The organism is Pseudomonas sp. NPDC087614, from assembly GCF_044743485.1.
Taxonomy (GTDB): Bacteria; Pseudomonadota; Gammaproteobacteria; order Pseudomonadales; family Pseudomonadaceae; genus Aquipseudomonas; species Aquipseudomonas baetica_A.
Genome location: NZ_JBIUWN010000033.1, coordinates 45339 through 57387, shown reverse-complemented (window position 1 = coordinate 57387; position 12049 = coordinate 45339). Strand labels below are relative to the sequence as shown.

Below are 12049 nucleotides of genomic sequence, written 5' to 3'. Positions count from 1 at the left end.
GGGCAATCTGATCGTTTTTGATCGGTCTACCGCTTTCAAAATTGGATGAGGTTGAAGTTGGCCGGAAATACAGGGCTACTTCAGACCATCCCTAACTGAACATCACACCCGTTCGGAAGGTCGATCTCAAAAGCTAAAAATTCGGTTTCTTTGTCAAAAGCTTCAACGGTGTATTTCACGGTTCGACTTCGCGAGTCTTATTTGCGTCTTTAGTTTGCTGTCCAGTCTCTGGATCAAACTCCCCGAGGTGCTTGCCGCGTTTGTTGTACATCTCAACAGCACCATGCTGGCTATCCCACTCGAGAATACTGCCATCCCTAGTTTTCCACCGTTTACGCAGACCCCCGCTGATCATGGGAAGCTCCTCTCCGAAGTGGCGGTTTTCCAGCTTATCGACATCGTAGACTTTCCCACCCTTGGCTACTTCGTCTGCATGGTGCAGCTCGAATGATCCACGCTTTCCCCGCTCTATCCCTATAGCGTGCCTTTGGTTCTTGCTTGCCTGTTCGCACGAGAGGACTGGCAATCGAAAATTTTCAGCCTCGTACACCAATAAAAAGATCTAATTCAGTTGGCAATTGCTCATTCATTGCAGTTGAAATTTGCCGGACTTGCTCAGGCGTTAGTAGAAGCTCGCCATCACATTCAGCCGCAAGACTTTGCCATCCGAGAATACCCATTACCGCTTTTTCAAATTCAGGCAGAACTGTTAAAGAGTACTTCAACGAGTCGTCTTCGTTATCTTCGTCCAAAAAACCGCTGATCCATAAATGCATGGTTTTTTCTCTCTATTTAGGGGTGGTTCTTCCGGGTTTTGCTGCCTTGGTTTGCTCGCCTGTTTCCGCGTCGAACTCCCCCAAGTGCTTGCCCTGCTTGTCGTACATTTCAACTGCTCCGTGCTGGCTGTCCCATTCGTAAATTCGGCCCTTACTGTCCTTCCAGCGAGCGCGTTTTTTGCCACCGCCTTGAACAGAGCTTTTGCTTCTCGTGCTTACTGCGTCGGGAAATGCTGCCAGCCCGTCAGCGGGGGCCGGGTGATAGCTATGGTCACCTGATACGCTCAGCGAAATGTAAATCGGCTGAATATCGGCGTTAGGAAATGTGATGATTGCATCTTGGTAGTCTGGTGGATGCACCGGATTGACCAATATCTTATTGGCCTGTTCGGTCGGCGGATAAACCCACACTGGTGGCAATTGCGGAGCACCTTCCAGTGCAGGAATGCCCAGTACGCCATCTGGGTTTACCGCTGGCGTCCAAGTGAGCCCAATCCCGTTGCCGATGTCAGCAACATATGTCTCACCGACTTTATCGCCCTTGATGACAGGGACATTCTCCCAGTCCGTTTTACCGCCCGTGTAGAAGCCGTAGGCGTTAACGGAGCCATCCGGCAAAGTCTTCACGTTGACGCGTACACGGGTGCGGCCAGTTTCAAGCGTTGCGTATTGATCGTTGTTGTAGAAGGCGCTATCAGGTGAAATGCTGGTGTTCGGGATCAGCATCCCAACCGTACCTGTTACAAAGCCAGCAGCAACAACACCTGATCCTTTCAGCAGGCCCAGTGATAGCGACCCGCCAAGACGTTTAGCAATTGCACTGCCAGTAGCAGACCCGCCCACCAGTTGGAGTGGGGTGCCTTGGGCGGTAATCGCTGCCCCGGTTCCAAGCACAGCCCACAGTCCGTAGTCGGCCAGTTTCTCAACAGGCACAAACCCGGATGGGTTCTTGTGGTCGATCACACCATCAGGGAGGTTGCAGCTCTTGGCAAACACACAGCCCATTGTGTCGGGCTTGTCTTCTGGTTTTGGTGATAGGTCTTTGTATTCCGCCCAACGCTGGGCATGGATATCGACAGGCTCAACACCGCTGTAGCGGTAGCCCTTTGGCGGGTTGGGTACATAGCCAGACATGCCGCTTCCTTTCGTCCTTGGGGAGTTCCAGCCTGTAGCTGGGCAGCATCGACGTTGCGGGAAGCTCATGCAATGGCTGTAGGACAAATCCCAAAAGCCGTGCTGAAAGTTCCCTATGTTCCATGTCAATTGCTGGAGGTGCGGAGGATAAATGGTTGGGAAAGGACTTTGAATGGTGGCAGTTTGCCGTAGCGCTTTCATCGCAATCTTCGACAATGCAGCCGCCATGACAGCGTTAAATTCGAACAATCAAGATATGGGCTTCGATGCGCTTTCAAAGTTACAAGTCGTGTACCAACCCCTGTTACAAAACGGTTGAAAAGGGCGTGCTGACCTCGCTACGATCCGGTCACCTGATTCCTTGAAAGCCTGTCAGTCAGCAAACCGCATCTCCCGAGTCTGCCCCATCAACAGCGCCTGATTACGCTCGGTCACCTCACGGATGTAATCCCACAACAGGGTGATCCGCTTCAACTTGCGCAAGTCCTCACGGCAGTACATCCAGAACTGTCGGGTGATGTCGATTTCCTCCGGCAACACTGGCAGCAGGCGCGGGTCCTGTGCGGCGAGGAAGCACGGCAGAATTGCCAGTGAGCGCCCCTGCTGCGCTGCGACGTATTGCGCGATCACGCTGGTGCTGCGCAGGTTTGCGCTTGCGCCTGGCAGCACGTTCGCCAGGTACAACAGCTCCGAGCTGAACGCCAGATCATCCACATAACTGATGAATTGATGCTTGCTCAGATCGGCCGAGCGGCGGATAGGGGGGTGTTGGTCCAGATAGTCCTGTGTTGCGTACAACTGCAAGCGGTAGTCGCAGAGTTTGCAGCACACGTATGGCCCGTGTTCCGGGCGTTCCAGGGCAATGACAATGTCGGCTTCGCGTTTGGACAGGCTGATGAAGTGCGGCAGGGGCAGGATGTCCACCGAGATCGCCGGGTAGGCGTCGACGAAGTGGCTCAACTGCGGCGTGATGAAAAAGCTGCCAAACCCTTCGGTGCAGCCCATCCGCACATGCCCGGACAGCGCCACGCCGGAGCCTGACACCTGCTCGCAGGCCATGTGCAATGTGCTTTCAATCGACTCGGCATAACCGAGCAAACGCTGGCCTTCGGTGGTCAGGACAAAGCCGCTGGTGCGTGACTTTTCGAACAGCAGCGTACCGAGCGCCGCCTCCAGCGAACTGATCCGCCGCGACACCGTGGTGTAGTCGACGGCGAGCCGTTTGGCGGCGGTGCTGGCCTTGCGGGTGCGGGCGACTTCGAGGAAAAACTTGAGGTCGTCCCAGTTCAGTGAACCTAGTGAGGTGATGTTTTTTTGCATGATGGACGGGCTTATATGTGCGTTCTTATTAGAAGTTTGCACATCTATACTCCAAAAACCGTCCGACAACCAATTCGTGACACACGCCTCATCTCAAGGCGAACCCTTCGCCTTGGCTCCTACGATAAGAACAAGTTCTGGAGACCAGCATGAACGCATCGCTTACGCCCAACGACACCACGCTGCAGAAGGTCAAGCTGCTGATTGACGGCGAGTGGGTCGAGTCGCAGTCCACCGAATGGCACGACATCGTCAATCCGGCGACCCAGCAAGTGCTGGCCAAAGTTCCGTTCGCCACCGCCGCTGAAGTCGACGCCGCTGTCAGCGCCGCGCAACGCGCCTTCCAGACCTGGAAGCTGACCCCGATCGGCGCGCGTATGCGCATCATGCTCAAGCTGCAAGCGCTGATCCGCGAGCATTCCAAGCGCATTGCCGTGGTGCTGAGCGCCGAGCAGGGCAAAACCATTGCCGACGCCGAGGGCGATATTTTCCGTGGCCTGGAAGTGGTCGAGCACGCTTGCTCAATCGGTACGCTGCAAATGGGCGAATTCGCCGAGAACGTTGCCGGTGGCGTTGATACTTACACCCTGCGTCAGCCGATCGGCGTTTGCGCCGGCATCACGCCGTTCAACTTTCCGGCGATGATTCCGTTGTGGATGTTCCCGATGGCCATCGCCTGCGGCAACACCTTCGTGCTCAAGCCTTCGGAGCAGGATCCGCTGTCGACCCTGCTGCTGGTGGAATTGGCGATTGAGGCCGGTGTCCCGGCGGGCGTGCTCAACGTGGTGCATGGCGGTAAAGACGTGGTTGATGGCCTGTGCACGCACAAAGACATCAAAGCCGTGTCCTTCGTCGGTTCGACCGCTGTTGGCACTCACGTTTACGACTTGGCCGGCAAACATGGCAAACGCGTGCAGTCGATGATGGGCGCGAAGAACCACGCCGTGGTGTTGCCCGATGCGAATCGCGAGCAGGCCCTCAATGCACTGGTCGGTGCCGGTTTTGGCGCAGCCGGGCAACGTTGCATGGCGACTTCGGTGGTCGTGCTGGTGGGTGCGGCCAAACAATGGCTGCCGGATCTCAAAGCCTTGGCGCAGAAGCTCAAGGTCAACGCCGGCAGCGAGCCGGGCACCGATGTCGGCCCGGTGATCTCGAAGAAAGCCAAGGCGCGGATCCTCGACCTGATCGAAAGCGGCATCAAGGAGGGCGCCAAGCTTGAGCTGGACGGTCGCGACATCAGCGTGCCGGGTTACGAGCAAGGCAACTTCGTCGGCCCGACCCTGTTCTCCGGGGTGACCACCGACATGCAGATCTACACCCAGGAAATCTTCGGCCCGGTGCTGGTGGTGCTGGAAGTCGATACCCTCGACCAGGCCATCGCGCTGGTCAACGCCAACCCGTTCGGCAACGGCACGGGCCTGTTCACCCAGAGTGGTGCGGCGGCGCGCAAGTTCCAGACGGAAATCGACGTCGGTCAGGTCGGCATCAACATCCCGATTCCGGTGCCGGTGCCGTTCTTCAGCTTCACCGGTTCCCGTGGTTCGAAACTCGGCGACCTCGGCCCGTATGGCAAGCAAGTGGTGCAGTTCTACACGCAGACCAAAACGGTCACGGCGCGCTGGTTCGATGACGACAGCGTCAATGACGGCGTGAACACCACCATCAACCTGCGCTGAGGAACGAGCCATGAAAATCGCATTTATCGGTCTGGGCAACATGGGCGCACCGATGGCGCGCAACCTGATCAAGGCCGGCCATTCACTGAGTCTGGTCGATCTGAACAAAACCGTGCTGGCAGAACTGGAACAACTGGGCGGCACCATTCGTGCCTCGGCGCGCGAAGCCGCTGAAGATGCAGAACTGGTGATCACCATGCTCCCGGCGGCAGTGCATGTGCGCAGTGTCTGGTTGGGAGAGGACGGCGTGTTGGCCGGTATCGGCAAAGGCGTGCCGGCAGTGGATTGCAGCACCATCGATCCGCAGACCGCTCGCGATGTGGCGGCGGCCGCTGCCAAGCAAGGTGTGGCCATGGCGGACGCACCGGTTTCCGGCGGCACGGGCGGCGCCACCGCCGGGACGTTGACTTTCATGGTCGGTGCAACGCCGGAGCTGTTCGCGACTTTGCAACCGGTGCTGGCGCAGATGGGCCGCAACATCGTGCATTGCGGTGAAGTCGGCACCGGGCAGATCGCCAAGATCTGCAACAACCTGCTGCTGGCGATCTCGATGGTTGGCGTCAGTGAAGCCATGGCATTGGGCGATGCACTGGGGATCGACACCTCGGTGCTGGCCGGGATCATCAACAGTTCGACTGGTCGCTGCTGGAGTTCGGAAATGTATAACCCGTGGCCTGGCATCGTCGAAACGGCACCGGCCTCGCGCGGTTATACCGGCGGCTTCGGTGCCGAACTGATGCTCAAGGATCTGGGGCTGGCGACTGAAGCGGCGCGTCAGGCACACCAACCGGTGGTGCTCGGCGCGGTGGCGCAGCAGTTGTATCAAGCGATGAGCCAGCGGGGGGACGGCGGGAAAGACTTCTCGGCGATCATCAACAGCTATCGCAAACCGCAATAGCAATCGCCGCCGATGTAGGGGCAATCAACGTGCAGTCAGTGTTGCCGGGAAATCACGTCGGGTGATTTCCCGGTTTTTTTTCATCAGGCGAACACGAAATATTTGCGCACGGTCTCGACCACTTCCCAAGTGCCTTTCATGCCCGGTTCAACCACGAAAATATCGCCGGCGCGCAGATGAATCGGCGCCATGCCGTCCGGGGTGATCACGCAGTAGCCTTCCTGAAAATGGCAGTACTCCCACTTCACGTATTCAACGCGCCACTTGCCCGGCGTGCAGATCCAGGTGCCCATGATCTTGCTGCCGTCTTCGCTGGTGTAAGCATTGAGGTTGACGGTGTGCGGGTCGCCTTCGAGTTTTTCCCATTTGCAGGCGTCGAGTACCGGCAGCGGGTGGGTGTCGCGCAGAACGGTGATAGGGGCGGTCGCGGTCATGAGGACTCCGGGCGGTGGACATGAGGAATGAAGTCGCACCCTATAGCGCCGGCTCGCCGCTCAGTTGTCTGTGCTCGACATCGAGCTGCTCAGAAACGCGCCAACACTTACAGATTTTCCAGCGGGCATTGCTCTCGGGCCTGTTGCAGGTTCGCGTCAAATGCCACCAACTGCGCGTGCTGTCGAGAAAGTTTGGCGATCTGGTCGCTGATCTCGCGTTTTTTGTCTTCGATGGCCTGCTGTGCCAAAGCCCAAGGCATCGACTCACCGTGATGGCCTGCGAAAATTTTCTGCAGCTCCATAAGTTTGAAGCCCATCTCCTTCGCACACTTTATAAAACCCAGCAGTTCGACGCTTTGCTGGTCGTAGACGCGATATTTGCCCTGTCGTCGAGGTGGGGGCAGCAATCCAATAGCCTCGTAATGGCGGATGGTTTTGACCGTGGAGCTGGCGCGTTGAGCGGCTTCGCTGATGTACATGAACAGTCCTTTTTACCTTGGCTTTGCCTCAGTGATTATCGCCAGACTCAACGACTGACGATAGCCTGCGCCTGTAGCAACCACGCCTGTCGCTGCTGAGCGCTTGAGCCCAGCACCGGGCCGAACGTGAGCGTGCGCAGTGGTTTTATTCCGCAGAACGCTAGGGTGCTCTTGCGTACTTCATGCGAGGCGGGCATGCGATAGACCCAGCGGTAATACCAGGGCGGCGTGTCCATGGTCACCAGCAAATCCGCGGTGCGGCCTTTCAGCAATTTGTCGGGGAACGCTTTGCCTTTGCGGTATTTGAAGGCGAAACCCGGCAACAACACCCGATCAAAAAAACCTTTGAGCAGCGCCGGTATGCCGCCCCACCAGATCGGGTAAACCAGCGTCAGATGCTCGGCCCAGAGGATGTCGGACTGTGCCGCACTCAAGTCATCTTCCAGCGCTTGAATCTGTTGATAGCCCTGGCGTAACACCGGATCGAAGTTCATTTCACCAAGTCGCAACTGGCGAACTTCGTGTCCGGCATCGAGTGCCGATTGTGCATAACTTTCGGCGAGTGCGGCGCACAAGCTGTTCGCCGAAGGATGCCCGAGAATCAACAGAATACGTTTGCCCATCGTCATCGTCCTTGCTGATGAAAAAGCCAAGGATGAAGTCTGCCCCTTAGGGGAGAGTCAAGGCGCGCAGCAAGGCGTTGGCGTAATTGGGCCGGGCGCTGAACTCCCGGGCGCGCACCATCAAGCGGCGCCGCGCCCACTTGCTGATCAGCGGTTAGCCGATGCTTCGCTGAGCATGTCGATCAGACGGATATCGAAATCGCGCTCCAGATAGTCCATGCGCTCGGCGTAAAACGTCTTCATGTGCGGCAGCGTCGAATGCACATCGAGATGCGCCTGGGACTCCCAGACCTCGTAAAAGATGAACAGCGTCGGATCTTCTATGTCGCGCAGCATGTGGTATTCGATGCAGCCCGGCTCAGCGCGGCTTGGCTCGACGTAGGCGCGAAACAGCGTTTCGAAAGCCTCGGCTTTCTCTGGGCGGGTCTTGGCGTGCAGGATGAAACCCCGGCGTTCACTCATCAGAAACGACTCCTCCAATTCAGATGGCTGTGAATGCTACGGCAACAATCAGATATCGATTCGTGCGTTTTACTCAAATGTATTTTGCGCCACCCCGGCTTATTCCGCGCAAGAGGGATGGTTAATCTGCCGCCATTCAATTTTCCTTCTCCATCCAGCCCAATGGCTGCGCCGAGGCTTTCTCATGAAAAAAGTTCTGTTGCTCAATGGCGGTAAAAAATTCGCCCACTCCGACGGTCGCTACAACACCACCCTGCATGAAACGGCGCTGAGCGTGCTGGATCGTGGCGGTATGGATGTCAAAACCACCTTCATCGACGAGGGTTACGACGTTGCCGCAGAAGTGGCCAAATTCCTTTGGGCCGACGTGATCATTTATCAGATGCCGGGTTGGTGGATGGGCGCGCCGTGGACGGTGAAAAAGTACCTCGACGAAGTCTTCACCGAAGGCCACGGCAGCCTGTACGCCAGTGATGGCCGCACCCGTTCCGACGCGTCGCAGAAGTACGGCAGCGGTGGGCTGATTCAGGGCAAGCAATACATGTTGTCGCTGACCTGGAACGCGCCACAGCAAGCCTTCGATGATCCGAACGACTTCTTTGAAGCCAAAGGCGTGGACGCGGTGTACTTCCCGTTCCACAAGGCCAACGAGTTTTTGGGCATGACCGGCCTGCCGACCTTCCTCTGCGTTGACGTGATGAAACGCCCGAACATCGAAAGCGATGTGGCGCGTTATGAGCAGCATTTGACCGAGGTGTTTGGCCTCAAGGCTTGATGCTCGGCTACTATCGAAGGCCTGAACCTGCGGTGCAGGCCAATCGATCCGAGGACACCCGTGAAAGCCAGATCCGATGAGTTGCAGATTTTCGTCTGCGTGATCGAATGCGGCTCGATTTCCGCCGCCGCCGAGCAGGTCGGGCAAACGCCGTCGGCGGTCAGCCGCACCCTGTCGCGGCTGGAAGCCAAGCTCGACACCACGCTGATCAACCGCACCACGCGGCGCATGGACCTGACCGAAGAGGGCAAGTATTTCTTCGAGCACGCCAAGCTGATTCTCGATCAGATGGACGCGCTCGAAGAACGTCTGTCCTCTCGCCAGCAAACGCCGTCCGGACGCCTGCGGATCAACGCCGCGTCGCCGTTCATGCTCCACGCCGTCGTACCGTACATCGACGAATTCCGCCGGCTCTACCCCGACATCCAGCTCGAACTCAACAGCAATGACCTGATCATTGACCTGCTGGAACAGAGCACCGACATCGCCATCCGCATCGGCACCCTGGCCGACTCGACGCTGCATGCGCGTTCGCTCGGATGCAGTCCGCTGTTGATCGTCGCCAGTCCCGCCTATCTCGAAAAGCACGGCACGCCGCTGCAAGTGGCCGATCTGAGCGAACACACCTTGCTCGGATTTACTCAGAACGAGGGCCTCAATCAGTGGCCGTTGCGGTATGTGCACGGCGACCGCTGGCCGATCACCCCGGCGATCAGCGCCTCCAGTGGCGAGACCGTGCGGCAACTGGCGCTGGAAGGGCAGGGCATCGCGTGCCTGTCGCACTTCATGACCATCGATGACATTCGCGCCGGGCGCCTGAACGTGGTGCTGGCCGAGTTCAACAGCGGTTATCGCCAGCCGATCAACGCCGTGTATTACCGTAACTCGCAACTGGCGCTGCGCATTCAGTGCTTCCTCGACTTCATCCAGAGCAAACTCGCCGCCTACGCCAGCGCCGATTTCAAAGGCTGAATGAGGTGCGCGACAAGCAAGCCCGGCCCCCACCGTTGCTGTCGCCTGACACACCGCCTTCGTGAGCAAGCCCACTCCCACAGGGTTTTGTGTTAACCCCGTAACGATGTAAATCCCACCCCGCGATTTTCAATAATCGCGACACGGCCTGTTCATCCGCGACAGGTCTTACCTCTCCACGAAAATAACTTTCATGGCGTTTGAAAACTCGATCTCGAAATGATTTATGAGTTTCACAACCCATTCGAACGTGACCCTTTCGAGGAGTACCGCATGACGCCTTCCTTCGGCTATTGGCTGCTGGTCTACGCCGCCGTCGCCATCATTGCTCTGATCGTGCTGATCGCCCGTTACCGGCTCAACCCGTTCATTGTCATCACCCTGATTTCCATCGGCCTGGCGCTGGTCGCGGGTATGCCGCCGTCCGGCGTGGTGGGCGCGTATGAGGCCGGGGTGGGCAAGACGCTGGGGCATATTGCGCTGGTGGTGGCGTTGGGGACGATGCTCGGCAAAATGATGGCCGAGTCCGGCGGCGCCGAGCAGATGGCGCGCACGTTGATCGACAAATTTGGTGAAAAGAACGCGCACTGGGCCATGGTGTGCATCGCGTTTCTGGTCGGCTTACCGCTGTTCTTTGAGGTCGGTTTTGTCTTGCTGGTGCCAATTGCGTTCACCGTGGCGCGGCGCGTCGGTGTGTCGATTTTGATGGTCGGCCTGCCAATGGTCGCCGGTCTGTCGGTTGTGCACGCGCTGGTACCGCCGCACCCGGCAGCGATGCTGGCGGTGCAGGCCTATCAAGCGTCGGTCGGGCAGACGCTGCTGTATGCGATTGCGATCGGCATACCGACGGCAATCATCGCAGGGCCGCTCTACGCCAAATTCATCGTGCCGCGCATTCAATTACCGGCGAATAACCCGCTGGAAAAACAATTCCTCGACCGCGAACCGCGCGACAACCTGCCAGGGTTCGGCATTACCCTGGCGACCATCCTGTTGCCCGTGGTGCTGATGCTGATCGGCGGTTGGGCCAACCTGATTTCCACACCGGGCAGCGGCTTCAATCAGTTCTTGTTGTTCATCGGCAACTCGGTGATTGCGCTGCTGCTGGCGACCTTGCTGAGTTTCTGGACGTTGGGCATCGCCCAGGGTTTCAACCGCGAATCGATCCTCAAGTTCACCAATGAATGTTTGGCGCCGACGGCCAGTATCACCTTGCTGGTCGGTGCGGGCGGTGGCTTGAACCGGATTCTGGTCGATGCCGGTGTGACCGATCAGATCGTTGGCCTCGCTCACGAATTTCATCTGTCGCCGCTGATGATGGGCTGGCTGTTTGCGGCGTTGATGCGCGTGGCAACAGGATCGGCCACGGTGGCGATGACCACCGCTTCGGGCGTGGTTGCGCCAGTCGCCATCGGTCTGGGTTATCCACACCCTGAACTGTTGGTGCTGGCGACCGGTGCCGGGTCGGTGATCTTTTCCCACGTCAACGACGGTGGCTTCTGGTTGATCAAGGAATACTTCAACATGACGGTCGCGCAGACGTTCAAGACCTGGACCGTGCTTGAGACCTTGATCTCGCTGGTTGCTTTCGGTCTGACCGTCGGCCTTTCTTACGTGCTGTAACCGGAGCCCGCCGTCATGGACATCCTCTACCAGATCCGCGCCCGTCAGGATTCCTTCAGCGCCGGTGAAGGGCGCATTGCCCGGCTGATGCTCGACGACGTCGGCTTTGCCGCCTCCGCCAGCCTCGAAGAGCTGGCGCAACGGGCCGACGTCAGCACCGCCACACTGTCGCGGTTTGCGCGCACGGTCGGCTGTCGCGATTTGCGTGATCTGCGCCTGCAACTGGCCCAGGCCAGCGGCGTTGGCAGCCGTTTTCTCGACCCGGCCGGCACGCCTGAGCAGTCGGCGTTCTACGGGCAGATTGTTGGCGATATCGAAACCACGCTGCGCCAGCATCTGGCGGCCTTCGACGAATCGCGATTTGCCGACGCGGTGAAAATGCTCAGCCAGGCACGCATGATTCACGCGTTCGGCATGGGCGGCTGCTCGACCCTGTGCAGCGATGAATTGCAGGTGCGCCTGGTGCGCCTCGGCTATCCGATTGCGGTGTGTCATGACGCAGTGATGATGCGTTTGACCGCCGCCAGCCTGAGCGCCGAGCAAGTCGTCATCGTCTGCTCATTGACCGGAATTACCCCGGAACTACTGGAAACCGTCGAACTGGCGCGCAACTACGGCGCACGCATTCTGGCCATCACCCGCGCCGATTCGCCGCTGGCCGAACGGGCCGACCTCGTTCTGCCGCTGCAAAGCGCGGAAACCTCGTTCATCTACAAACCGACGGCAGCGCGCTACGGCATGTTGCTGGCCATCGACGTGCTTGCCACCGAGTTGGCGCTGGCCAATCCTCAAGACAATCAAGAACGTCTGCGGCGGATCAAACTCGCCCTCGACGAATACCGTGGCGGCGATGATCACCTGCCGCTGGGAGACTGAC

13 protein-coding genes and 2 pseudogenes are annotated in these 12049 nt (G+C 58.3%); 6 read left to right on the top strand and 9 right to left on the bottom strand.

Annotated elements, in window-relative coordinates; all coding sequences use genetic code 11:
* Nucleotides 1–175: 175 nt before the first annotated feature.
* The 5 genes and pseudogenes from ACIOWA_RS14495 to ACIOWA_RS14475 form a co-directional block, all read right to left on the bottom strand.
* Nucleotides 176–346: pseudogene (locus tag ACIOWA_RS14495) on the bottom strand (colicin E3/pyocin S6 family cytotoxin); the annotation flags it as partial.
* 75 nt (nt 347–421) lie between these two features.
* Nucleotides 422–550 (bottom strand): annotated as a pseudogene (locus tag ACIOWA_RS14490) (hypothetical protein); the annotation flags it as partial.
* Complete coding sequence (locus ACIOWA_RS14485; protein WP_339434133.1) at nt 537–776, bottom strand: pyocin S6 family toxin immunity protein; 240 nt, start codon at nt 774–776, stop codon at nt 537–539. The gene ACIOWA_RS14485 and the pseudogene ACIOWA_RS14490, both read right to left, overlap by 14 nt.
* A 12-nt stretch (nt 777–788) precedes the next feature.
* Complete coding sequence (locus tag ACIOWA_RS14480; protein WP_339434134.1) at nt 789–1910, bottom strand: colicin E3/pyocin S6 family cytotoxin; 1122 nt, start codon at nt 1908–1910, stop codon at nt 789–791.
* A 372-nt stretch (nt 1911–2282) separates the two neighbouring features.
* Nucleotides 2283–3230: a LysR family transcriptional regulator gene (locus tag ACIOWA_RS14475; protein ID WP_401160385.1), complete on the bottom strand. Its 948-nt coding sequence runs from the start codon at nt 3228–3230 to the stop codon at nt 2283–2285.
* Between the two features lie 149 nt (nt 3231–3379).
* On the opposite strand from ACIOWA_RS14475, the gene ACIOWA_RS14470 reads away from it, so the two are divergent.
* Nucleotides 3380–4906, top strand: a complete 1527-nt coding sequence (locus ACIOWA_RS14470; protein ID WP_221730503.1) for a CoA-acylating methylmalonate-semialdehyde dehydrogenase — start codon at nt 3380–3382, stop codon at nt 4904–4906.
* Between the two features lie 10 nt (nt 4907–4916).
* Nucleotides 4917–5804, top strand: coding sequence for a 3-hydroxyisobutyrate dehydrogenase (gene mmsB / locus ACIOWA_RS14465; protein WP_339434137.1), 888 nt, complete (start codon nt 4917–4919; stop codon nt 5802–5804).
* Between the two features lie 83 nt (nt 5805–5887).
* Here the strand turns inward: mmsB and ACIOWA_RS14460 are convergent, their stop codons facing one another.
* From ACIOWA_RS14460 to ACIOWA_RS14445, 4 genes are all read right to left on the bottom strand, one after another.
* Nucleotides 5888–6238, bottom strand: coding sequence for a cupin domain-containing protein (locus ACIOWA_RS14460; protein ID WP_122589396.1), 351 nt, complete (start codon nt 6236–6238; stop codon nt 5888–5890).
* Between the two features lie 107 nt (nt 6239–6345).
* On the bottom strand, nt 6346–6717 hold the full coding sequence (locus tag ACIOWA_RS14455) for a MerR family transcriptional regulator (RefSeq protein ID WP_221730505.1): 372 nt from the start codon (nt 6715–6717) through the stop codon (nt 6346–6348).
* A 47-nt stretch (nt 6718–6764) separates the two neighbouring features.
* Nucleotides 6765–7340, bottom strand: coding sequence for an NAD(P)H-dependent oxidoreductase (locus ACIOWA_RS14450; RefSeq protein ID WP_401160383.1), 576 nt, complete (start codon nt 7338–7340; stop codon nt 6765–6767).
* A gap of 147 nt (nt 7341–7487) precedes the next feature.
* Nucleotides 7488–7802: a putative quinol monooxygenase gene (locus tag ACIOWA_RS14445; RefSeq protein ID WP_401160381.1), complete on the bottom strand. Its 315-nt coding sequence runs from the start codon at nt 7800–7802 to the stop codon at nt 7488–7490.
* A gap of 184 nt (nt 7803–7986) precedes the next feature.
* Here ACIOWA_RS14445 and ACIOWA_RS14440 point away from each other — a divergent pair, with 184 nt between their 5' ends.
* The 4 genes from ACIOWA_RS14440 (at nt 7987) to ACIOWA_RS14425 (ending at nt 12048) form a co-directional block, all read left to right on the top strand.
* The gene (locus ACIOWA_RS14440) at nt 7987–8577 is read left to right on the top strand and encodes an NAD(P)H-dependent oxidoreductase (protein WP_401160379.1); all 591 of its coding nucleotides are present in this window, start codon (nt 7987–7989) and stop codon (nt 8575–8577) included.
* Between the two features lie 60 nt (nt 8578–8637).
* The gene (locus ACIOWA_RS14435; RefSeq protein WP_339434141.1) at nt 8638–9549 is read left to right on the top strand and encodes a LysR family transcriptional regulator; all 912 of its coding nucleotides are present in this window, start codon (nt 8638–8640) and stop codon (nt 9547–9549) included.
* A 273-nt stretch (nt 9550–9822) separates the two neighbouring features.
* The gene (locus tag ACIOWA_RS14430) at nt 9823–11172 is read left to right on the top strand and encodes a GntP family permease (protein ID WP_339465449.1); all 1350 of its coding nucleotides are present in this window, start codon (nt 9823–9825) and stop codon (nt 11170–11172) included.
* 15 nt (nt 11173–11187) lie between these two features.
* Nucleotides 11188–12048 carry a MurR/RpiR family transcriptional regulator gene (locus ACIOWA_RS14425; RefSeq protein WP_339434143.1) on the top strand — a complete coding sequence of 287 codons (861 nt, stop codon included), beginning with the start codon at nt 11188–11190 and terminating at the stop codon, nt 12046–12048.
* Nucleotide 12049 lies beyond the last annotated feature (1 nt).

Coding starts and splice junctions, on each gene's coding strand:
- ACIOWA_RS14485 (WP_339434133.1), bottom strand. CDS start 776: ATGCATTTATGGATCAGCGGTTTTTTGGACGAAGATAACGAAGACGAC.
- ACIOWA_RS14480 (WP_339434134.1), bottom strand. CDS start 1,910: ATGTCTGGCTATGTACCCAACCCGCCAAAGGGCTACCGCTACAGCGGT.
- ACIOWA_RS14475 (WP_401160385.1), bottom strand. CDS start 3,230: ATGCAAAAAAACATCACCTCACTAGGTTCACTGAACTGGGACGACCTC.
- ACIOWA_RS14470 (WP_221730503.1), top strand. CDS start 3,380: ATGAACGCATCGCTTACGCCCAACGACACCACGCTGCAGAAGGTCAAG.
- mmsB (WP_339434137.1), top strand. CDS start 4,917: ATGAAAATCGCATTTATCGGTCTGGGCAACATGGGCGCACCGATGGCG.
- ACIOWA_RS14460 (WP_122589396.1), bottom strand. CDS start 6,238: ATGACCGCGACCGCCCCTATCACCGTTCTGCGCGACACCCACCCGCTG.
- ACIOWA_RS14455 (WP_221730505.1), bottom strand. CDS start 6,717: ATGTACATCAGCGAAGCCGCTCAACGCGCCAGCTCCACGGTCAAAACC.
- ACIOWA_RS14450 (WP_401160383.1), bottom strand. CDS start 7,340: ATGGGCAAACGTATTCTGTTGATTCTCGGGCATCCTTCGGCGAACAGC.
- ACIOWA_RS14445 (WP_401160381.1), bottom strand. CDS start 7,802: ATGAGTGAACGCCGGGGTTTCATCCTGCACGCCAAGACCCGCCCAGAG.
- ACIOWA_RS14440 (WP_401160379.1), top strand. CDS start 7,987: ATGAAAAAAGTTCTGTTGCTCAATGGCGGTAAAAAATTCGCCCACTCC.
- ACIOWA_RS14430 (WP_339465449.1), top strand. CDS start 9,823: ATGACGCCTTCCTTCGGCTATTGGCTGCTGGTCTACGCCGCCGTCGCC.
- ACIOWA_RS14425 (WP_339434143.1), top strand. CDS start 11,188: ATGGACATCCTCTACCAGATCCGCGCCCGTCAGGATTCCTTCAGCGCC.